General features: G+C 70.3%; 18 protein-coding genes. 5 read left to right on the plus strand and 13 right to left on the minus strand.

Features of this window, described 5'->3' with window-relative positions:
* The first annotated feature begins 32 nt into the window (after nt 1-32).
* Nucleotides 33-1049, plus strand: a complete 1017-nt coding sequence (locus M2271_RS13525; RefSeq protein ID WP_280887415.1) for a sigma-70 family RNA polymerase sigma factor — start codon at nt 33-35, stop codon at nt 1047-1049.
* Here M2271_RS13525 and M2271_RS13530 read toward each other — a convergent pair.
* Nucleotides 933-1319 (minus strand): STAS domain-containing protein, encoded by a 387-nt coding sequence (locus tag M2271_RS13530; RefSeq protein ID WP_280887500.1) that lies wholly within the window; start codon nt 1317-1319, stop codon nt 933-935. The two genes, M2271_RS13525 and M2271_RS13530, sit on opposite strands and share 117 nt — an antisense overlap.
* 154 nt (nt 1320-1473) lie before the next feature.
* On the opposite strand from M2271_RS13530, the gene M2271_RS13535 reads away from it, so the two are divergent.
* Nucleotides 1474-2397, plus strand: coding sequence for an AEC family transporter (locus M2271_RS13535; RefSeq protein ID WP_280887416.1), 924 nt, complete (start codon nt 1474-1476; stop codon nt 2395-2397).
* 1 nt (nt 2398) lies between these two features.
* On the opposite strand, the gene M2271_RS13540 is transcribed toward M2271_RS13535, so the two are convergent.
* The 8 genes from M2271_RS13540 to M2271_RS13575 all read right to left on the minus strand — a co-directional run bounded on the left by M2271_RS13540 (nt 2399) and on the right by M2271_RS13575 (nt 11705).
* The gene (locus tag M2271_RS13540) at nt 2399-2983 is read right to left on the minus strand and encodes a Uma2 family endonuclease (RefSeq protein ID WP_280887417.1); all 585 of its coding nucleotides are present in this window, start codon (nt 2981-2983) and stop codon (nt 2399-2401) included.
* 94 nt (nt 2984-3077) lie between these two features.
* The gene (locus M2271_RS13545) at nt 3078-4361 is read right to left on the minus strand and encodes a thymidine phosphorylase (protein ID WP_280887501.1); all 1284 of its coding nucleotides are present in this window, start codon (nt 4359-4361) and stop codon (nt 3078-3080) included.
* 78 nt (nt 4362-4439) lie between these two features.
* Complete coding sequence (locus M2271_RS13550) at nt 4440-4832, minus strand: cytidine deaminase (protein ID WP_280887418.1); 393 nt, start codon at nt 4830-4832, stop codon at nt 4440-4442.
* On the minus strand, nt 4829-6115 hold the full coding sequence (locus M2271_RS13555; RefSeq protein ID WP_280887419.1) for an ABC transporter permease: 1287 nt from the start codon (nt 6113-6115) through the stop codon (nt 4829-4831). Before M2271_RS13555 ends, M2271_RS13550 begins: the two co-directional genes overlap by 4 nt.
* The gene (locus tag M2271_RS13560; RefSeq protein ID WP_280887420.1) at nt 6115-7242 is read right to left on the minus strand and encodes an ABC transporter permease; all 1128 of its coding nucleotides are present in this window, start codon (nt 7240-7242) and stop codon (nt 6115-6117) included. Before M2271_RS13560 ends, M2271_RS13555 begins: the two co-directional genes overlap by 1 nt.
* On the minus strand, nt 7239-8798 hold the full coding sequence (locus tag M2271_RS13565; RefSeq protein ID WP_280887502.1) for an ABC transporter ATP-binding protein: 1560 nt from the start codon (nt 8796-8798) through the stop codon (nt 7239-7241). The genes M2271_RS13560 and M2271_RS13565 overlap by 4 nt, the downstream gene beginning before the upstream one ends.
* A 163-nt stretch (nt 8799-8961) precedes the next feature.
* A complete protein-coding gene (locus M2271_RS13570; RefSeq protein WP_280887421.1) occupies nt 8962-10017 on the minus strand; it encodes a BMP family ABC transporter substrate-binding protein in 1056 nt (351 codons plus the stop codon).
* Nucleotides 10018-10481: 464 nt separating this feature from the next.
* Nucleotides 10482-11705 carry a M20 family metallopeptidase gene (locus tag M2271_RS13575; RefSeq protein ID WP_280887422.1) on the minus strand — a complete coding sequence of 408 codons (1224 nt, stop codon included), beginning with the start codon at nt 11703-11705 and terminating at the stop codon, nt 10482-10484.
* Nucleotides 11706-12131: 426 nt separating this feature from the next.
* On the opposite strand from M2271_RS13575, the gene M2271_RS13580 reads away from it, so the two are divergent.
* A complete protein-coding gene (locus M2271_RS13580) occupies nt 12132-12791 on the plus strand; it encodes a class I SAM-dependent methyltransferase (protein WP_280887423.1) in 660 nt (219 codons plus the stop codon).
* A 142-nt stretch (nt 12792-12933) separates the two neighbouring features.
* Here M2271_RS13580 and M2271_RS13585 read toward each other — a convergent pair whose 3' ends face one another.
* The 4 genes from M2271_RS13585 to M2271_RS13600 all read right to left on the minus strand — a co-directional run bounded on the left by M2271_RS13585 (nt 12934) and on the right by M2271_RS13600 (nt 17794).
* Nucleotides 12934-14058, minus strand: coding sequence for a hypothetical protein (locus tag M2271_RS13585; RefSeq protein ID WP_280887424.1), 1125 nt, complete (start codon nt 14056-14058; stop codon nt 12934-12936).
* A gap of 102 nt (nt 14059-14160) precedes the next feature.
* Entirely contained in the window at nt 14161-15099 is a 939-nt protein-coding gene (locus M2271_RS13590) for an N-acetylneuraminate synthase family protein (RefSeq protein ID WP_280887425.1), read from the minus strand.
* A gap of 14 nt (nt 15100-15113) precedes the next feature.
* Nucleotides 15114-16403 (minus strand): N-acylneuraminate cytidylyltransferase, encoded by a 1290-nt coding sequence (locus M2271_RS13595; protein WP_280887426.1) that lies wholly within the window; start codon nt 16401-16403, stop codon nt 15114-15116.
* Nucleotides 16404-16429: 26 nt separating this feature from the next.
* Nucleotides 16430-17794, minus strand: a complete 1365-nt coding sequence (locus M2271_RS13600; protein ID WP_280887427.1) for a DUF6716 putative glycosyltransferase — start codon at nt 17792-17794, stop codon at nt 16430-16432.
* A 198-nt stretch (nt 17795-17992) separates the two neighbouring features.
* On the opposite strand from M2271_RS13600, the gene M2271_RS13605 reads away from it, so the two are divergent.
* Together M2271_RS13605 and M2271_RS13610 are read left to right on the plus strand one after the other, a co-directional pair.
* Nucleotides 17993-18979 (plus strand): glycosyltransferase family 2 protein, encoded by a 987-nt coding sequence (locus M2271_RS13605; protein ID WP_280887428.1) that lies wholly within the window; start codon nt 17993-17995, stop codon nt 18977-18979.
* Nucleotides 18979-20310 (plus strand): alpha-2,8-polysialyltransferase family protein, encoded by a 1332-nt coding sequence (locus M2271_RS13610; RefSeq protein WP_280887429.1) that lies wholly within the window; start codon nt 18979-18981, stop codon nt 20308-20310. The genes M2271_RS13605 and M2271_RS13610 overlap by 1 nt, the downstream gene beginning before the upstream one ends.
* Nucleotides 20311-20546 lie beyond the last annotated feature (236 nt).

Consider the following 20546-nt stretch of genomic DNA (forward strand, 5'->3'; position numbering starts at 1 on the left):
CACGGAACGGCCACAGGGGTGAGTGGGCGACAATGACCGACGGCACGGCGACGACGACAGACCTCGACGTCACACTGGAACAGCACCGGAAAGAGCTGACCGGCTACTGCTACCGCATGCTGGGCTCCTCCTTCGAGGCCGAGGACGCGGTCCAGGACACCATGGTCCGGGCCTGGCGCAGCTACGCGAAGTTCGAGGGCCGCGCCAGCCTCCGCTCCTGGCTCTACCGCATCGCGACGAACGTCTGCCTGGACATGCTGACCGCCGGCAACAAGCGCGCCCGGCCCATGGACCTCACGGAGGCCACCCCGCTCGCCCAGGCCGCCCTGTCCCCCCGCCCGGACCACACCTGGCTGGAACCGATGCCCGACGCCCGCATACTCCCGACCGTCGAGGACCCGGCAGAGGCGGCCGTCGCCAAGGAGTCCGTGCGGCTCGCGTTCATGGCCGCCCTGCAGCAGCTGCCGCCCAAGCAGCGCGCGGTGCTGATCCTGCGCGAGGTGCTGGCCTGGCGGGCGAGCGAGGTCGCCGAGTTGCTCGACACCTCGGTCGCGTCGGTCAACAGCGCGCTGCAACGGGCCCGTGCGACGCTCGCCGAGCGGGAGCAGCACGGCGCCGACGCCGCCGTGTCCGACCCGCTGGACGAGGAGCAGCAAAAGCTCCTGGAGCGCTATGTGGCGGCGTTCGAGGGCTACGACATGGCGGCGCTGACGGCTCTGCTGCACGAGGACGCCGTCATGACGATGCCGCCGTTCGACCTGTGGCTGACCGGCCACCGGGACATCACCGACTTCATGACGACACTCGGCGCCCCCTGCGCGGGTTCGCGTCTGACGCCGGTCCAGGTCAACGGACTGCCCGGGTTCGCCCAGTACAAGCCGGACCCGGAGAAGGGCGGCTTCGCTCCCTGGGCGGTCCAGGTCCTCGAGATCTCAGAGGGCCGGATCACCGGGTTCCACTGCTTCCTCGACACGCAGCGCTGGTTCCCGCTGTTCGGGCTGCCCCTCCACCTCGATGCGGAGACCGACCAGGTCGAGGAGGGCGCGTAGGCCGGGATGGGGGTCACGCAGCCGGATCCGGCCCCCGGCCCGCTTGGCGGCGAGCTCCAGCCGGGCCAGCAGGTCGACGGCCCCGAGCCCCGGCGGCCCCAGACCCGCGACATCACACACCACACACCCGGCGCCGGTACTCTCCAGCAGCATCCGCACGTCGTCGCACAGCCCGGTCACCTCGTCTTGAGTGACGGGGCCGGTCAGCACGAGTACGGCGGGTGTCATGGCGTCCACGATCGGTAGACCGGGCGGGCGGACGTAACTCATCGCGGCCCGCGGCCCGGTGGCGTGGGCGGCCGGTTGCCCACCCAGCAAGATCACATTGACCTGCGGCCCTCCTTCCCCGGAGGGTTAGCTGTATGCCCCAACGATCGGCACCGCCCCGGATACCGCACGGCCTTCTCCCCCCTGAGGAGGTGCCGTGCAGGGAGTGCTGACGGGTTTCGCGGTCATCGCGGTCGTGATCGGCGTCGGATACGTCATCGGCCGGGCCGGTCACCTCGGCGTCCACGGCCGCGAGGTACTGACCAAGCTGGCCTTCCACGTGGCGTCACCGGCCCTGCTGTTCACCACGCTGGCCCGTGCGGACCTGTCGGTGATCTTCTCCAGCCGGCTGCTGGTGACCGCGCTGAGCACGGCCGCGGCTGCGGGGATCTTCGTCGCGGTGGGGGTCGTACGGGGCTGGGGTGTGGGCCGTACGACGATCGGCGCGCTGTGCTCCGGTTACGTCAACTCGGGCAACCTCGGCATCCCGATCGCGGTGTACGTCCTGGGCGACGCCTCGCTGGTGGCGCCGGTCCTGCTGTTCCAGCTGCTCCTGCTCACGCCGGTCGCGCTGACGATCCTGGACATGTCGGGCCGGGACGGCGAGGAGGGTCCGCTGTGGCGGCGCCTGCTCACCCCGCTGCGCAATCCGATCGCGCTGGGCTCCCTCGCCGGAGTCGCCGTCTCGGCGTCCGGCCTGCGCGTCCCCGCGCCCGTCATGGACCCCGTGACCCTGATCGGCAACATGTCCGTCCCGGCGGTCCTGCTCGCCTTCGGCATCTCCCTGTGCGGCAGCACGATGCCGGGCCGGGGGCCGGACCGGCCGCTCGTGCTGCTCTCGGTCCTGCTGAAGACGGTGGGCCAGCCGGTGGCGGCCTGGGCGCTGGCGGCGGGGGTCTTCGACCTGCACGGGGCCCAACTCCTCGACGTGGTGGTCACGTCGGCGCTGCCCGCCGCACAGAACCTGTACACGTACGCGTCGAGCTACGGGGTGGGCGAGCGGCTGGCCCGGGACTCGATCCTGGTGTCGACGGTGTTGTCGGTGCCGGTGCTGGTGGTGGTGGCGGCGCTGCTCGGGTGAGTCAGTTCTCCGGGAACTCGCTGGTGTCGATGACGAGGTCGAAGGGCGCGGGAAGAGCAAGGGGCTCGCCGAACTTGGCGATGACCAGCGGGCGGTAGACATCTCCCCGCGGTTCTCCGAACAGAGTCGCGGTAGGACCTTCTGGCGCCCAGCGGTCAACAAGAAGGTAGAGCGGGATGCCTGCGGAGGCATATGCGGCCGGCTTGCTCACGCGGTCGTGGCGTGCGTTCTTCCTGGAGGTGACCTCCACGACCAATTCTGCGAGGGCGGCCGGCAGATAGGTGTCCGCCTCGGCGCACGCGTGGACTGGAGCAACGAGGATGTCCGGGATGAACATGCCCAGCCGCGACGGAACGGCGATGGCCTGGGTCTGGTAGACCCCCCAGTCTTCGGGGATCACCGAGTACAGGCGGCGCTGAATGCGTTCCGCGATCACGTTGTGGCGGGGCGCGGGAGCAGGTGACACGGTGATGATCCCCTCGATGATCTCCACCTTGCTACCCTCAGGCCACTCCATCTCCTCCCAGAACCGGACGAGGTCGTCCCAGCTCTGCTCAGGGTCGTGGCTGACGGTGAGTGCGCTCACGGCGGTCTCCAATCGGTCGTCACCGATTCCAGCATGCCGAACGGGACCGGCAGCGGTCCACCGATCCCGTTCACCCGAATGGGGAAACCGCAGGTCAGGAGATACGTTCCAGCACCACCGGCGACGCCGAGAACCCGGCCCCCGTCACCCCGACATCGTACGAACCCTCCACCGCCTGCAGCGCGTACTCGAAGCGCTCCGGCGTGTCCGTGTGCAGGGTCAGCAGGGGCTGGCCCTCGGTCACCGTGTCGCCCGGCTTGGCGTGCATCTCCACACCCGCGCCCGCCTGCACCGCGTCCTCCTTGCGAGCACGCCCCGCGCCCAGACGCCAGGCGGCGACGCCGACGCCGTAGGCGTCGAGGCGGGTCAGGACGCCCGAGGCGTCCGCCTTGATCACGTGCTGTTCGTTCGACGTCGGCAACGGCGCGTCCGGGTCGCCGCCCTGGGCCGTGATCATGCGGCGCCAGACGTCCATCGCGGAGCCGTCGGCCAGGGCCTTGGCCGGGTCGACGTCCCGGATGCCCGCCGCGTCGAGCATCTCGCGGGCCAGGGCCAGCGTCAGTTCCAGCACGTCCGCGGGGCCGCCGCCGGCCAGGACCTCCAGCGACTCGCGGACCTCCAGGGCGTTGCCCGCCGTCAGGCCCAGGGGCGTGGACATGTCCGTCAGGAGCGCGACCGTCCTCACGCCGTGGTCGGTGCCGAGGCCGACCATCGTGGCGGCCAGTTCGCGGGCGTCGTCCAGGGTCTTCATGAAGGCGCCGGTGCCGACCTTCACGTCCAGGACCAGCGAGCCCGTGCCCTCCGCGATCTTCTTCGACATGATCGAGGAGGCGATCAGGGGGATCGCCTCGACCGTGCCGGTGACGTCCCGGAGCGCGTACAGCTTCTTGTCCGCCGGGGCCAGGCCGTCGCCCGCCGCGCAGATCACCGCGCCCGTCCCGTCGAGTACGGACAGCATCTCCTCGTTCGAGAGCAGCGCCCGCCAGCCCGGGATCGACTCCAGTTTGTCCAGGGTGCCGCCGGTGTGGCCGAGGCCGCGGCCCGAGAGCTGCGGGACCGCCGCGCCGCAGGCGGCGACCAGCGGGGCCAGCGGGAGGGTGATCTTGTCGCCGACGCCGCCGGTGGAGTGCTTGTCGGCCGTCGGGCGGGACAGGGACGAGAAGTCCATGCGTTCGCCGGAGGCGATCATCGCGGCCGTCCAGCGGGCGATCTCCCGGCGGTTCATGCCGTTGAGCAGGATCGCCATGGCGAGCGCGGACATCTGTTCGTCGGCGACCTCCCCGCGGGTGTACGCGTCGATGACCCAGTCGATCTGCTCGTCGCTGAGCTCACCCCGGTCCCGCTTGGTGCGGATGACGGAGACGGCATCCATCGACAACAGCGCCATGGCTTTCCTTCCGGACGTTCAAAAAAGTACGCGGCCCCTGAGCGGCGACGCGGAGGGGCCGCACGAAAGTCACCTGTCGAGATGGCCCGGCCCGAAGGCCTGCGGCAGCATCCGGGACAGGGGCAGGACCCCCGCCGGGGTCTCCAGCAGCAGGTCGGGTCCGCCGAACTCGTACAGCAGCTGGCGGCAGCGGCCGCACGGGACGAGGATCTCGCCGTGCCGGTCGACGCACGTGAAGTGGGTCAGCCGGCCGCCGCCGGTGTTCTGCAGCTCCGAGACCAGTCCGCACTCGGCGCAGAGGCTGAGGCCGTAGGAGGCGTTCTCGACGTTGCAGCCCGACACGGTCCGCCCGTCGTCGACGAGGGCGGCCACACCGACCGGATAACGGGAGTACGGGGCGTACGCCCGGGACATCGCGTCCCGGGCCACCGCACGCAGCCGCTGCCAGTCGACGTCGGTCATTTACCCTGTCCCTTCCGGTACCGCATGCCGTCCGCCTTGGGCATCCGCAGCCGCTGCGCCGACAGCGACAGCACCAGCAGTGTGACGACGTACGGGGTGGCGCCCACGAAGTCGCTCGGCACCTCGTCCGTGAAGAGGTACCAGACCAGGACGAGCGCGGCGACGAAGAGGCTGATCGCGCCCTGCCAATGTGCCTTCCGGTACAGCTTCCAGGCGGCGAGGACGGCGAGCAGGACGACCAGCAGGAGCAGCAGCGCGTGCACGGTCTCGCCGCCGTTGCGCAGTTGCAGCGCGTCGGAGAAGCCGAACAGGCCGGCGCCCATCGCCAGGCCGCCGGGCCGCCAGTTGCCGAAGATCATCGCGGCGAGGCCGATGTAGCCGCGTCCGCCGGTCTGGCCCTCCTGGTAGATGTGCGAGGTGACCAGCGCGAGGAAGGCGCCGCCGAGGCCGGCGAGGCCGCCGGAGACGACCACGGCCAGGTACTTGTACTTGTAGACGTTGACGCCCAGCGACTCCGCGGCGATCGGGTTCTCGCCGCAGGAGCGCAGCCGCAGACCGAACGGGGTGCGCCACAACAGCCACCAGCTCCCGACGAACAGGGCGGCGGCCAGGATCGTCACGACGGACAGGTTGGTGACCAGGCCACCGAGGATGCCCGCGAGGTCGGAGAGCAGGAACCAGTGGTGCTTCTCGACCGACTGGAGGGCGTCGGAGAGTCCGGGCACGTCGATGGTGGGCAGCGAGTCCGCGGGCGGGGACTGCTTGGGGTTGCCGCCCGCGCCCGCCGCGTCGCCCTTCGAGAAGACGAGCTTGGCGAGGTACTGGGTGGCGCCGAGCGCGAGCAGGTTGACCGCGACACCGGAGACGATGTGGTCGACGCCGAACGTGACGGTCGCGACGGCGTGCACCAGACCGCCGAGGACGCCGAAGCCGACGCCGCACAGCAGGCCGAGCCAGGGGCTGGACTGCCAGCCGATCCAGCCGGCCCCGAAGGTGCCGAGGATCATCATGCCCTCGAGGCCGATGTTGACCACGCCGGCCCGCTCGGACCACAGCCCGGCCAGGCCCGCCAGGCCGATGGGCACGGCCAGGCCCAGCGCGGCGCCGATCTGTCCGTCGGAGGTGAGCTGGTCGGCGCCGGTGATGACGCGGACCGCGGCCACCAGGATCAGCGCGCCCGCGACGATCATGAGGAGCCGGCCGAGGGAGCGGCCCGAGGCCGGACGCCCGGTGTCCACCTTGGGCGCCGCGGGGGGCGGTGTGTCGGTCATCGTGGCAGTCATCACGCCACCTCCTGCTTCTGGGTCGGGGCGGCGGCCTGGGCGGCGAGTTCGGCACCGACCCGCTGCTGCTGGCGCTTGAGACCGTAGCGGCGTACGACCTCGTAGGCGATCACGACGCACAGGACGATGACGCCCTGGATGACGCCGAGGATCTCCTTGTCGTAGCCCTGGAACTCCAGGTGGTTGGTGGTGCGTTCCAGGAAGCCCCAGAGGAGGGCGCCGAGCGCGATGCCGATCGGACTGTTGCGGCCGAGCAGCGCGATGGCGATGCCGGTGAAGCCGATACCCGCCGGGAAGTCGTTGCTGAACTGGTGGCTGTCGTTGAGGAGGGTCGGCATGCCGATGAGGCCGGCCACCGCACCCGAGATGATCATGCTGGTGGCGATCATCTTCTTGACGGAGACACCGCTCGCGGCGGCGGCGCTCTCGGACTGGCCGACGGTGCGCAGGTCGAAGCCGAACCGGGTGCGGCCGAGCACGAACCAGTAGGCGACGCCGACGAGCGCGGCGATGATGATGAAGCCCCACAGCTCGCCGGCGGCACCGGTGTCGATGTTGAAGAAGTACGAGGACGTGGGCAGCGGCTTGGTGGAGACGGTGGTTCCCGCCGCGTCGAGCTGGGCGAGCTTTCCGGGTTGCAGCAGGTAGGCGATGACGGCGGTGGCGATCGAGTTGAGCATGATCGTCGAGATGACCTCGCTGACCCCGCGGGTCACCTTGAGGATGCCCGCGATGGCCGCCCACAGCGCGCCGGTCGCCATGGCGCACAGGATGATCAGCGGGACGGCGATCCACCCGGGAACGGTCAGCGCGCCACCGAGCACGGCGGCCACGAACGCGGCGAGCCGGTACTGGCCGTCGACACCGATGTTGAACAGGTTCATGCGGAAGCCGATGGCCACCGCGACGCCCGCCAGGTAGTACGTCGTCGCCTTGTTGAGGATGTAGACCTGGCTGTCGCTGGCGGAGCCGTAGGTCAGCATGTCGCTGAAGGCGGCGCCCGGGTTCTTGCCGGTGGCGAGGATCACCAGGGTGGTGACGACTATCGCGGCGACGAGCGCCAGCAGCGGTGCCGCGATCCCGAGGAGCAGCCGCTCCCTGTCGATCCGTGCGGTGAGCTTGTTCATCGGTCGTCGTCCTCTGTGTGCTCCAGGTGGCCGGTGGCCGCACCCGTCATGGCGGAGCCCAGCTCCTCGGGGGTGATCGTGGCGGGGTCCGCGTCGGCGACCAGACGGCCGCGGTACATCACCCGCAGGGTGTCGGAGAGCCCGATGAGTTCGTCCAGGTCGGCCGAGATCAGCAGCACGGCCAGGCCCTCGCGGCGGGCCTCGCGGATGTGGTCCCAGATCGCGGCCTGCGCGCCGACGTCCACGCCGCGCGTGGGGTGGGCGGCGATCAGCAGCTTGGGCGCGTGGCTCATCTCGCGGCCGACGATCAGCTTCTGCTGGTTGCCGCCGGACAGGGAGGCGGCGGTCACCTCGATGCCGGGCGTGCGGACGTCGTACGCGCTGACGATGCGCTCGGTGTCGGCGCGGGCCGCCTTGAGGTCGAGCAGTCCGCCGCGCGAGTTGGGCCGCTCGCTGACGTGGCCCAGGATGCGGTTCTCCCACAGCGGCGCTTCGAGGAGCAGGCCGTGCCGGTGACGGTCCTCGGGGATGTAGCCGACGCCCGCTTCGCGGCGGTGGCGGGTGGGGGTGCGGGAGATGTCCCTGTCGCCCAGCGTGATGACGCCGGCGTCGGGGTGGCGGATGCCCATGATCGCCTCGACCAGTTCGGACTGGCCGTTGCCCTCCACACCGGCGATACCGAGGACCTCTCCCCGATGGATGGTGAGGGTGATGTCGTCGAGGATGGTCCGCTCGACGCCGTCGAGGTCCGTCTGGCTCAGGTGCAGCCCGGCCACCTTGAGCATCGGGACGTCCGTGACGGTGGACTCCTCGGTCTGAGGCGTGGGCAGTTCGCTGCCGACCATCAGCTCGGCGAGCTGCCTGGTGGTGGTGTCCCTCGGCTCCACCGTGCCGACCGTGGTGCCGCGCCGGATGACGGTGATCTCGTCGGCGACGGACAACACCTCGCCCAGTTTGTGGGAGATGAAGATGACGGTGAGCCCCTCGGCCTTCAGCTCGCGCAGGTTGTCGAAGAGGGCCTCGACCTCCTGCGGCACCAGGACGGCGGTGGGCTCGTCCAGGATGAGGGTCCGGGCGCCGCGGTAGAGGACCTTGAGGATCTCCACGCGCTGGCGGTCGGCGACGCCGAGCTCCTCCAGGAGGACGTCGGGCCGGACGTTCAGCCCGTACGCGTCGGAGAGCTCCTTGACCTTCGTACGTGCCTTGGCGCCGATGCCGTGCAGCTTCTCCGCGCCCAGGACGACGTTCTCCAGGACGGTGAGGTTGTCGGCGAGCATGAAGTGCTGGTGCACCATGCCGATGCCGCGCGCGATGGCGTCGGCGGGGTTGTGGAAGGTGACCCGCTCGCCGTTCACGGTGACGGTGCCCTCGTCCGGCTGCTGCATGCCGTAGAGGATCTTCATCAGGGTGGACTTGCCGGCACCGTTCTCACCGCACAGGGCGTGGACGGTTCCTGTGCGGACGGTGATGTCGATGTCACGGTTGGCGACGACGCCGGGGAATCGCTTGGTGATGCCGCGCAGTTCGACGGCAGCGGGAGGGCTGGACGCGTTGATGGCGCACTCTCCTGGGGGAAAGGGGCTGCGTAGGGGAGGGCAGGCGTCGGCGACGCTAGCGCGGCAACTCCGGGCTACACGCGTAGAGTTGACACATTGTTATGGCCCGGCGTGGGGGTGGCCGTACCCCCTCGCCGAGCCGTGGTCCGGCGGAACCGTCAGGTCACGGGGTGGTCTTGACCTTGATGGTGCCGTCGACGATCTTCTTCTTGGCCGCGTCCAGCTGGGACTTGAGGTCGTCGATGAAGCCGCCGCTGGTGGCCAGCGAGACACCGCCCTTGGCGAGCGAGTAGTTGTTCTGGCCCGCCAGCGGCTTGCTGTCATGGACGGACTTGATGAAGTCGTAGACACCGACGTCGACGTTCTTGACCATCGAGGTCAGGATCGAGGCCTTGTACTTGGCCAGGCCGGGGACGTTGTACTGGTCGGAGTCCACGCCGATCGCCCAGGTGCCCTTGACGCCGGAGACGGCCTCGATCGCACCGTTGCCGGAGGAGCCGGCCGCCGTGTAGACGACGTCGGCGCCGTTGTCGAGCATGCCCGACGCGGCCTCCTTGCCCTTGTCGGGGCTGGAGAAGCCGGAGAGGTCGGAGCCGTGGGTCAGGTACTGGACGTCGACCTTGACCTTCGGCTTGGTGTCCTTGACGCCCTGGACGTAACCCGCCTCGAACTTCTTGATCAGCGGGGTGTCGACGCCCCCGACGAAGCCGACGTGGCTCTTCTTGGTCTTCAGCGCCGCGGCCACACCGGCCAGGTAGGAGCCCTGCTCCTCGGTGAAGGTGATGCTGTCGACGTTCTTGGCGTCCACCACCGAGTCGACGATGCCGAAGCTGACCTTCGGGTACTTCGCGGCGATCTTGCCCATGGACGTGGCGTAGGAGAAGCCGACACCGACGATCGGGTTGTAACCGGCGTCGGCCAGGTCCGACAGGCGCTGCTCGCGGTCGGCCTCGGTGTCGGAGGTCTTGGCGGTCAACTCCTTGATCGAGCCGCCGAACTCGGTCTTGGCCTTGTCGGCCCCGCGCGCGGCGGAGTCGTTGAAGGAACGGTCACCGCGGCCGCCGACGTCGAAGGCGAGACCGATCTTGACGCCGTCGCCGCCGGAGGAGGACGACGAGGAACCCTCGTTGTCGGCGGAGGTGCTGCCACAGGCAGTGGCAGTCATTGCGAGAGCTGCGGATGCTATACACGCAGCGGAAAGCTTTGCTACCCGGCGCACGGGAGGCTCCTTCACCTGACCTGAGCGCCATCTTCGGCGCTTCATGTGAGCACCTTGTCGATGCTCGGGCCCGGACGCCCCTGCGGCGTCGGCTTCGCGGCATCGTAACGCGCGTAGATGTCAGAAAAAGACCTCTTCCAAAGCCGTTATCGATTCGAGGCAAACGGCATCTGAACTCAGGGTCTTGCCGCTTCACACCGTGCGTTGCGGGTAGTTCACGATTGGCTTACAAGTGTGTTGCGCTGGGCGGCGGAACGGCCCTCGCAAGGGCCGTTCCGCCCCACCTGAAGGGCCATCCACCCACCCCGCCCGTCCGCGCAACCCGAAGGGCTCGCCCGCGGAGCCCGAAAGCCTGTCCGCCCAACCCGAAGGGATCGTCCGCCCCGCCCGAGGGCCGTCGTCACCACTCCGGTCGTGTCACCACTCCGGTCGTGTCGGCGCTCGGTCGTGTCAGCTCGGCCGCGTCACCGCTCGGCCGCGTCCACCAACGCCGCCGCCGTGAACAGCTCCACGCCCACCGTGATCGCCGACTCGTCGGCGTCGAAGTCGCCCTGGTGGAGGTCGCGCACCGTGCGTTCACCGGGGGTGCGGACGCCGAGGCGGGCCATGGCGCCGGGGATGTGCTGGAGGTACCAGGAGAAGTCCTCGCCGCCGAGGCTCTGCTCGGTGTCCTCGACGGATTCGGCGCCCCGGCGGGCGGTCATGGCGCTGCGGAGCAGCCCGGTCACCTCGGCGTCGTTGACCACGGGCGGGACTCCGCGCACGTAGTTGATCTCCGACTTGGCCCGGTGCAGGTTGGCGACCTCGTCGATCGCTGCGACCACGATGTCGGGGGCCTGTCGCCAGGCGTCGATGTCCAGGCAGCGCACCGTCCCGGAGAGCTCGGCGTGCTGCGGGATGACGTTCGGGGCGTGGCCCGACTCGATCCGGCCCCAGGTCACGGCGAGCCCGGCGCGGGTGTCGACGCGGCGGCCGACGAGGGCGGGCACGTCGGTGATGACGCGGGCGGCGGCCGTGACGAGGTCGGTGGTGAGGTGGGGGCGGGCGGTGTGGCCGCCGGGGCCGTCGAGGGCGATCTCCAGCCGGTCGCAGGCGGAGGTGATCGACCCTTCACGCAGCCCGATCCGTCCGGCGTCGACCCGGGGGTCGCAGTGCACGGCGATCATCCGTCCCACGCCTTCGAGGACACCGTCGGCGATGGCGTCGGCGGCGCCGCCGGGCAGCACCTCCTCGGCGGGCTGGAAGACCAGCCGCACGGGCCGGGGCAGCAGGCCCTGGCGGTGCAGCTCGGCGAGCACGAGGCCGGCGCCCAGCACGACGGTCGTGTGCACGTCGTGTCCGCAGGCGTGGGCGCGGTCCGGCACGGTGGAGCGGTACGAGCACTCCGTCTTCATGTCCGGGATGGGCAGGGCGTCGATGTCGGCGCGGAGGGCGAGCATGGGCCTGCTCCCGTCCCACTCGCCGATGTCGCACACGAGGCCGGTCCCGACGGCGAGTACGCGTGGCCTCAGCCCGGCCCTCTCCAGCCGTTCCTTGATCGCCGCGGTCGTGCGGAATTCCTGGTTGCCGAGCTCGGGGTGCATGTGCAGGTCGCGGCGGAAGGCGACGAGCTCGGCACGGAGCGCCTCGGGAAGCGCTCCGGGAAGCAGCGCTTCCCCGGGAAGATCGGCCTCGGACTCTAGGGACATCAATGGCTTCACCCTCTGAAGGGTAGGACGCCCGACCCGCTGAACGGACCTCGATCAACAAAAGATCAGCCCGTCAGCGGAAGAAAATCTGACCGCCGGACGCATATGTACCGTTCGGGGTGGGTAAACTCACCGGATTTTCCGGCCGAGCGGATGCCGAGCGGCCCCCATCCCTTCCTCCACGGATACCACGCCTGGCCGAAAAGAAGCCGATCTGTTCACCTGTCGGGACCATGCGGGAGGGGGCACGGGCCCGCATCCCGGAATCACCCCGCCGGGCGACGGCCGCGCGACGCTACGTACCCGGGCCGCCCGCAGCGGGCACCCTCACCCCATGACGCGGCCTGCCCAGGCCCCGGAAACTCTGCGCGCAGCCCTGGTGAACTGCCCGCGCCGGTCGGGGTGGGGCGGCTAGGGTGCGGCAGCGTGAGTGACGAGACCCCGGACTTCATACAGGCCACCCGAAGCTCGTACGACGCGATCGCCGACGCCTACAGCGAGCGGCATCCCGACGGGCTCGGCGACAGACCCCTGGAGCGTGGCCTGTTCACCGCGTTCGCCGAGCTGGTCCGCGAGACCGGATCGGCCCCTGTGGCGGACCTCGGCAGCGGCCCCGGGTACGTCACCGCCCGGCTGTCCGCGCTGGGGTTGCCGGTCTTCGGGGTCGACCTTTCGCCCCGGATGGTGGAGCTGGCCCGCCTGGCCCATCCCGGGCTGCGCTTCCATGTGGGTTCGCTGACGGACCTGGACCTGCCGGACGGGACCCTCGGCGGGATCGTCGCCCTGTACTCGATCATCCACGTCCCCGACGAGCGCCTGTCGGGCACGTTCGCCGAGTTCCACCGGGTCCTGGCGCCCGGCGGGCACATCCTTCTCTGCTTCCAGTCGGGCGACGAGGACGACCGTCTGCACCTCGCGGAACGCTTCGGCCGGGAGATCTCGCTCGACTACCACGTGCGCTCCCCGGAGACCGTGGCCGCCCACCTCGCCAAGGCGGACCTGCGGGTGGAGGCCCGGGTACTACGGGAGCCGTACGAGGACGAGGCGCGCCCGCGCGCGTTCGTTCTGGCCAGGAAGCCTGCGTAGGGGCCCTCACGCCGCCGTGACGGCCCCGACAGACACGGCCGTGACGGCCGACAGCTGGTCGACCGGCTGTCGGCCTGAGCAGGACAGCTCCTGGCCAGCCCCTGGACGGCTCCTGGACGGCGAGAGACGCGCGTCCTGGTCCTCAGACCGCCGTGACCGCCGTGACCGCCGTGACCGCCGTGACCGCCGTGACCGCCGACAAGCGGGTCACATCGCGGGCCGTCCCCGTCACCCCCGACAGGAAGCCCTGGGCCCTCGGTGAGGCGTTCTCCGTCAGCCATTCGGGGTCGATGTCGCAGACCGCGACCTTCACCTCCGTGCCGACCAGGGCGAGCGGGAGGGTGTGGACGACGGTCGAGGGGAAGCTGAGGATGGTGCGGCCGATCGGGCCGCGGCGGGCGATCAGCTCCAGCGGGAGGTCCGGGCGGACGATCTCCAGGCCCGTCTCGACGGCCAGCCGGTGGAGTTTCTCGGTGCTCTCGCGGCGGTGGGCGAAGTAGCGGGTCGCGCCGTGGGCCTTGGCCAGGGTCTGGACGGCCACCAGATAGCGGTCGCCGTCGACGACCCCCGTCTCCACCAGCGAGGTGCCGACCATGTCCGCGCCCTTGGTGATGCGGGGCGGGCCGAAGCGGGCCCGGGTCCAGGCGAAGGTGTTGGCGGTGACCGTGACACCGGCCGGAGGCGCCTCCATCGGCATCGAGGAGAAGATCTCCACCCGGCGCTTGTCGCTGGGCGTCAGCCGTCTGCGGGCCACCGAGGACACCGGGGCGAAGACCAGGTCGCGGAGGCCGGGGCGGCCGCCCTTGCGGTGCCAGCGCACCAGGCGCTCACCGCTGGCGAGCTGGGCGACGAACTCCATGGTCGCCGTGCCGTCGTCGACCACGACCAGGTCGCGGGCCCGGGTGATGGTCAGCAGCAGCTGTACGTAACGGGAGAAGGGGTCGCCCAGGACGATCCGGTCGGCCCGGCGGAGCAGGCCGGTCAGGCCGCCGATGGTGTGGAACGGGGCCATCGCGCCGCCCCGCGCCTCCTCCCAGCGGACCTCGTGGCCGTCCTCGCGGGCGAGTTCGGACATGCGGCGCAGCTGGCCGCGGGTCATGGGATCGATCGGGGACAGGACGACGAGGGTGAGCCCCGCGCCGGACACGTGCGCGTGCTCCCGCGTGAGCGCGTGTTCGTGCGCCCACTCCAGCACGTTCAGCAGTTGTACCGGACTCTCCACGAAGGCGAGGGTGCGGGGGTCGGCGGACCCGGCGCGGGGGCTCATCTACGGACGACCGTCCCGTCGTGAGTGATTCTCTGAGGGTGTTTCTCGGGGGGTGGTTCTCTAACGGTGCTTCTCTGGGGGTGGTTCTCCGGGAGCGTGGGCTCAGACCGAGACCGGCTCACCCGCGGCCGCGGCGATCTCCGCCTCGGCGACGACGCCACTGACGCGGCGCAGCTTCTTCATCGGGCCGAGCTCGGACTCGTAGACCTTCTTGACGCCGTCACCGAGGGAGGCCTCGATGGTGCGGATGTCGCGCACCAGGCGGGTGAGGCCCTGCGGCTCGACGGAGGCGGCCTGGTCGGAGCCCCACATCGCGCGGTCCAGAGTGATGTGACGCTCGACGAAGGTGGCGCCGAGGGCGACCGCGGCCAGCGTGGTCTGCAGGCCGGTCTCGTGGCCGGAGTAGCCGATCGGGACGTTCGGGAACTCGGCCTGCAGGGTGTTGATCACGCGCAGGTTGAGCTCCTCGGCCTTGGCCGGGTAGGTCGACGTGGCGTGGCAGAGCAGGATGTTGTCCGAGCCGAGGACCTCGACCGCGTGACGGATCTGCTTCGGGGTGGACATGCCGGTGGAGAGGATGACCGTACGGCCGGTGGAGCGCAGCGCGCGCAGCAGCTCGTCGTCGGTCAGGGAGGCGGAGGCCACCTTGTGGGCGGGGACGTCGAACTTCTCCAGGAAGGCGACGGCCTCGGTGTCCCACGGGGAGGCGAACCAGTCGATACCGCGCTTCTTGCAGTGCTCGTCGATCTGGCGGTACTCGGCCTCGCCGAACTCCACGCGGTGGCGGTAGTCGATGTACGTCATCCGGCCCCAGGGGGTGTCGCGCTCGATGTCCCACTGGTCGCGCGGGGTGCAGATCTCAGGGGTGCGCTTCTGGAACTTGACGGCGTCACAGCCGGCCTCCGCGGCCGCGTCGATCAGCTTGAACGCGTTCTCCAGGTCGCCGTTGTGGTTGATGCCGATCTCGCCGGTGATGTACACGGGGTGACCGGGACCGGCGGTCTTCGAACCGAACTGGCGCAGACGGGAGTTGGTGCTCATGGAAAAAACTGTCCTTACTTGTGGAGGGAGTCGAGAGAAGGGCCGAGGATCCAGCTGGCGATCTCTCGGAGCGCGCCGTCGCCGCCGGAGACGGTGGTGACCGCGCGTGCGGCGCCGCGCACGACGTCGTGGGCGCTCGCGACCGCCACGGGCCAGCCCACGAGGGCGAAGCACGGGAGGTCGTTGACGTCGTTGCCGACGTAGAGCACGCGCTCAGGCGCGATGCCCTGCTCCTCGCACCACTGCTTCAGCGCGAGGTCTTTCCGGTCGATGCCGTGCAGGACCGGGATCTTGAGCTTCCGGGCCCGGGCGGCGACGACCGGGTTCTGCTCCGTGGAGAGGATCAGCATGTTCAGGCCGCTCTTGCGCAGAGCGGCGATGCCGAGGCCGTCTCCGCGGTGCACGGAGACGAACTCCTTTCCATCGGCGTCGATCAGCACCCTGTCGTCGGTCTGGGTGCCGTCGAAGTCCAGGACGACCGCGTCGATGTCGTCGGCGGTCGGCAGCGAACCGATGGGGGTCCCCCCGCTCGAGCGAAGTCGAGAGTGGGGGAGGTCCGCGTCGAAGAGGGGGGCCAGCGCGCGGGCGCGGGCCAGCTCGTGCGGGTCGTCGATCTCCAGCACGCGGGCCGGATCCGTGCGGACCAGTTCCGTGTGGCCGAAGAAGCGGTGCTGGTGCTTGCGGAAGCCCGCCGCCTCCATCGCGTAGGCGGCGCCGGTCTCCAGGAGGTCCTGGGGGCGGTCCTGGCGGCGGGGGCGGAAGGACTTGTCGTGGTTGACGCCGTAACCGCCGGTCACCTCACCGGAGTTGGCCGTGTCGTCGGCGTAGTCGGCGTCGCGCCAGATGAAGCCGTGGAACGGGGCCACGGTCACGGCGGTGTCGGCGCCGTTCTCGGTGACCGCGCCGGCCACCCCGTCGATGTCCTCGCGGAGGATGAACGGGCTGGTGCACTGCACGAGCAGTACGACGTCGACGGCCGCCCCGTGCAGGGCCTCGTGGGCGTCCATGGCGTGCAGGACCGCGGCCTCGGAGGTCGCCAGGTCGCCGGCGATGGCGGCGGGCCGCAGCACGACCTCCGCGCCGGCCTGGCGGGCGGCGGCCGCGATGGCCTGGTCGTCGGTGGAGACGACCACGTCCGTCACCAGCCGGGTCGCGCGGCACTCGCGCACCGCCCGCGCCACCAGCGGGACACCGCCGACGGAGGCCAGGTTCTTCGCGGGCACGCCCTTGGAGCCGCCGCGCGCGGGGATCACCGCGAGCACCCGGCGTGCCGATGCGCCGTGGCCCGCTGCCGGGTGGGACATGGGGTCTACTCCTTGAAGAGAGGTCATCACAGCTCCCCCATCCGCCGGATGACGGGAGCGACCCGCTGCACGCCGTGCCGGTAGGCGCCGCGCGCCGCCCGGCGCACGATCTGCCGGACCGGGCCCGGCTCCCTGTCGGCGGCGGGGGCGCCGGGCAGCGGGGAGCCGTCCGGGCCGAGGTGGTGGCGGGCGAGGAGGCCGGGCAGATAGCCGGGCGCCGTGGCGGGGGTGTAGTACGGGGTCATCGGCGGCAGACCGCCGGGCCGGTCGAGCAGCTTGGCGATGCGCTCGCGGGCCACGTCGAAGGCGTGGGCGTAGGAGCCTCCCCCGGAGGAGGGCCCCCCGGCGACGACGCCCTGCCGGGCCACCCACTCCTCGTCCGGCGCCGGCCGGTGGCCGTCGTCCAGCTGGTCCCAGGAGGCGAGGCACCCCGAGCCGACGAAGTGGTGGTTGCCGAGCACCTCGCGCACACCGAGGTCGGTGAGGACGACGGTGGGGATACTGCGGTGCAGTGACTCGAGGGCGGCCGTGGAGCTGATGGTCACCAGCAGGTCGGTCCGGTCGAGGACCTCGCCCATGTTGCCGTAGACCATGCGGAAGTTGGCCGGCGGGTCGAGCCGCTGCACCAGCTTCTGGTAGGGCAACTCCTCGATGTGGGTGGTGTGTTCGCCCGGCTTGGAGCGCAGCTTGAGCAGCACCTCGCGCTCGGGGTGCAGCCGCGCGTGCCGGACCAGTCGCTCCAGCAGGTAGGTGCGGTCCTTACGGCTGTCCGGCACGGACGGCTGGGCCGCGAAGACCACGGTGTACGGGTCGTGTTCGCCGGTGTAGGGGTCGCCGCCGAGGAACGGCAGAGCCACCTCGGTCACCGACGAGGAGTCGGCGCCCACACCGTCGTACACCGCGCGGAACCGTTCGGCGTCCTGGCGGGAGTTGGCGAGGACGACGTCGGCGCCGTGCCGCAGCAGCAGGCCGTCGGCGAGCTTCTCGTAGACGACGCCGACATAGCCGGTGACGACGACGGGCCGCTTCTCCCGGCCCTCCCACACCCGCTTGAGGCCGTGCAGCATCGCCTGCACCCCACCGCCGACGAGGGCGAGTACGACGATGTCGTACGACTCCTCGGCCATGGCGCGCAGGAACTCGACGGCCGTGACCTCCCGCAGGGAGTCGGCGACCACCCCCACTTCCTCCAGCTGACGGGGGGTGGGCGTGGCCCGGCCGCGCAGCAGGAACCCGCTCAGCGCGGGGCGGACTTGCGTGTCCTCGCGCGATGCGGCTTCCATGGTCGGACCCGGAGCGATGCGGTCCGCGGTCAGAGCACCCCATTTCCAGCGGGTGTCCGAGTCCGCGAGGACGGCGATTCGCGGGGGCTTCGTTGTACTTGACGGCACGACGAAAACGCTAGGAAGCAATTCTTAGGTCCTGCCCAACCGCGACTCAACGAAAAGTTAACAACAGCCCACCGGCAGCCGAACTGGCCCGCCGAAAAGCGGAAAGTACACGCGATGCACCGTTCCGACACATGGAGTTCACCCCCTGTACGTGTACCGGAAAGTTCCGCAGCCGGGCAGCCTCCTAGGGTTTCGCAGGTGCCAAAGCTTTCCGTGATCGTGCCGTTCTACAACGTGCAGCAATACGCCCCGGACACTCTCCGAAGTCTTCGCCTGAACGCCCGGCAGGACTTCGAGTTCGTGCTGGTCGACGACAAGTCCAAGGACGAGACCCCGGCCATTCTCGAACGCGCCGTCGAGGAGCTGTCGGAGGTCGCCCAGGTCCGCCTCGTCCGTCACAAGGAGAACGGGGGGCTCGCCACCGCGCGCAACACCGGCCTGGACACGGCACAGGGCGAGTACCTGACGTTCCTGGACGGCGACGACTGGCTGGCCCCCGGCCACCTCTCGGAACTGGTGTCGGCCATCGAGGGACTGGGCTGCGACTTCGTCCGCACCGACCATGTGCAGGCCACCGCCCGCGCCCGGTCCGTGCACCGGGTCCCGGTCGGGCGGAGGAACGAGGTGCTGAACCCGCGTGAGGCGATCCTGCCGGCCGACCGGTCGACCTCGGTGGACTACGCCTTCGCCTGGGCCGGCGTCTACCACCGCCGCCTCCTCGACCAGGGCCTGCTGCGCTTCACCGACGGGCTGCGCACCGCCGAGGACCGGCCGTGGATCTGGAAGCTGCACCGCGAGGCGGAGTCGTTCGCCGTGGTCGGCCTGCTGGGCGTGTTCTACCGGCGCGGGGTCGCCTCCTCGCTGACCCAGATCGGCGACGCCCGCCAGCTCGACTTCATCCGCGCCTTCGACCAGGTGATCGAGGAGACGGCCGCGGACCCGGACGCCGACCGTCTGCTGCCGAAAGCGATGCGCACCTACTGCGCGATCATCGCCCACCACCTCTCGGACGAGTCCAAGTGGGAACCGTCCGTGGCCAGGCAGCTGCGGGCGATGAGCGCGGCGGCGATCAAGCGCATGCCGCAGGACGTGCTCGGTGACGTACTCGACACCATGGACCTGCAACGTTCCGCGAAGCTGCGACGACTGCGGCGCCGGGTCACCACAGCGAAGGCGGCCTCCTGATGCCCCGTACCACCCAGATCTTCTGCGCCTCGACGCTGTACGGCGTCGCCACCCTGGCCGCCGCGATCGAATCCGACCTGTTCACCGAGCCGGACCGGCGGGTGCTGCTGGTCTTCAACAACTCCGCGACCCCGGAGATCACCCCGTCGCTCGACGAGATGCCGGGCTTCGAGCCGCTGCGCACCCACTTCGACGACGTCCTGTCCTGGAACGAGACCATCCGCCCCTTCCACCCCGGAGCCTGGACCCCGCGCGCCGACGACATCCCCCTTTGGGAGCGCTATCTGCGCCTCCTGTGGAACCTCGGCGACGACCGTGTGGAGCTGGCCCTGGAGTCCATCCAGGTCACCCCCGCCCTCACGGTGGCCCAACTGTTCACCGGCGCCCCCGTCGACGTCTACGCCGACGGCCTGATGAGCTACGGCCCCACCCGCAACAAGCTCGACCCGCTGGTCGGCACCCGGGTGCGCCGGCTGCTGCACCTGGACCTGGTGCCGGGGCTGACTCCGATGCTGCTGACCGAGTTCGACGTACCGCCGCATGTGGTGCCGACGTCCGCCTTCCTGAAGGTGATGGGCGAACTCACCGCGACGGTCTCCGCGTTGCCCGCCCTGCCGGACAACGCGGCACTGCTGCTCGGCCAGTACCTGTCCGCGCTGAACATCCTCTCCCCCGAGGAGGAGGAGGACCTGCACGTGCGGATGATGCGCGGGGCGGTCGAGCGCGGGCATCGGTCCGTGGTGTTCAAGCCGCACCCCACCGCGCCGGCCCGCTACAGCCGTGCCCTGGAGACCGAGGCCGAGAAGCTCGGCGCCGACCTCACGGTCCTGGACACACCCGTACTGGCGGAGGCGCTGTTCGAGCAGGCGCGGCCCGGACTGGTCGTCGGCTGCTTCTCCACGGCCCTCTTCACGGCGTCAGCCTTCTACGACCTTCCGGTGGCCCGCATCGGCACCGAGTCGCTCCTGGAGCGGCTCACGCCGTACCAGAACAGCAACCGGGTGCCGGCCCTGCTCGCCGACGCGGTGCTGGCGGACCTGGAGGGCAGGGCGGGCGAGGACCCGATCCCGGCCGACGAGCTCGACGGCCTGGTCACCGCGGTCGGCTTCAGCATGCAGCCGCAGATCTACCCGTCCCTGCGCCCGGCGGCGGAACGCTACCTCGCGAAGCGCTTCAGGCCGCGCACCCGGCGCTACTTCAAGCGGAAGCGGCTGACCGCGCTGGGTCTGCCGGGTGGGATTCCACAGCGGCTGGCGTTCCTGCCGCGCAACTCGACCGCGCGGCGGGTCGTCCGCAGGGCCCGGGCGATCCGTAAGTCCGTGCAGCGCTGATTCACCACAGCTTCGCGCACATGCAGCACATACGGCACATACGGCATGTACAGCGCATACAGCATCGGCACGCGATTCCCCCTTCGTTCCCCTGGTGGTCGACCACCAGGGGAACGAAGCCCTGTTCCCCTCACTCGAAAGAAGGCGTTCTCGCTGCTCTGAGCGGTTGACGCACCTTGCGTATCGCTGTGTTTGCCGACAGTTCCCTCTCCCCTTCTTCTCCCCGGCCGCCGTCT

Origin of the sequence: Streptomyces sp. LBL (assembly GCF_029893585.1) — a bacterium.
Lineage (GTDB): Bacteria > Actinomycetota > Actinomycetes > Streptomycetales > Streptomycetaceae > Streptomyces.

Bases quoted from the DNA above. Each gene is read 5' to 3' on its own strand.
- M2271_RS13525 (WP_280887415.1), top strand. From the start codon at position 33: ATGACCGACGGCACGGCGACGACGACAGACCTCGACGTCACACTGGAA.
- M2271_RS13530 (WP_280887500.1), bottom strand. From the start codon at position 1,319: ATGAGTTACGTCCGCCCGCCCGGTCTACCGATCGTGGACGCCATGACA.
- M2271_RS13550 (WP_280887418.1), bottom strand. From the start codon at position 4,832: ATGACCGACGTCGACTGGCAGCGGCTGCGTGCGGTGGCCCGGGACGCG.
- M2271_RS13555 (WP_280887419.1), bottom strand. From the start codon at position 6,115: ATGACTGCCACGATGACCGACACACCGCCCCCCGCGGCGCCCAAGGTG.
- M2271_RS13560 (WP_280887420.1), bottom strand. From the start codon at position 7,242: ATGAACAAGCTCACCGCACGGATCGACAGGGAGCGGCTGCTCCTCGGG.
- M2271_RS13575 (WP_280887422.1), bottom strand. From the start codon at position 11,705: ATGTCCCTAGAGTCCGAGGCCGATCTTCCCGGGGAAGCGCTGCTTCCC.
- M2271_RS13585 (WP_280887424.1), bottom strand. From the start codon at position 14,058: ATGAGCCCCCGCGCCGGGTCCGCCGACCCCCGCACCCTCGCCTTCGTG.
- M2271_RS13590 (WP_280887425.1), bottom strand. From the start codon at position 15,099: ATGAGCACCAACTCCCGTCTGCGCCAGTTCGGTTCGAAGACCGCCGGT.
- M2271_RS13595 (WP_280887426.1), bottom strand. From the start codon at position 16,403: ATGTCCCACCCGGCAGCGGGCCACGGCGCATCGGCACGCCGGGTGCTC.
- M2271_RS13610 (WP_280887429.1), top strand. From the start codon at position 18,979: ATGCCCCGTACCACCCAGATCTTCTGCGCCTCGACGCTGTACGGCGTC.